The organism is Streptomyces sp. NPDC028298 (assembly GCF_055565895.1).
Genome location: NZ_JBVHTL010000010.1, coordinates 1 through 377 on the forward strand (window position 1 = coordinate 1; position 377 = coordinate 377).

Sequence of the window (377 nt, forward strand, 5' to 3'; positions counted from 1 at the left end):
TGAGTTCTCAAGGAACGGACGCTTCCTTTGTACTCACCCTCTCGGGCTTTCCTCCGGGCGCTTCCCTTCGGTCTTGCGTTTCCGACTCTATCAGATCTTTCCGGACCTGATTTCCTCGGTGCTTTTCAGGTAATCCGCTCTCGCGTTTCCCTTTCCAGCGGCTCCGACTTTATCAGATTCTCTGAGTCGGAATTCCCACCCGGTTCGGGGACTGCCTCCGAGCACGAAGCTTCGGTGGTTCCCGTTCAGGCGGAGCCGTAAACGTACTGGAGCGGGGCGGCCCCCGGCCAAGCCAGGAAGGCCGCCCCCACGCGCAGTCTTCTCTGCCGCCAACAAGCTAAGAACCACGAGAGGAAGAATCTTGTTCCGAAACAAGT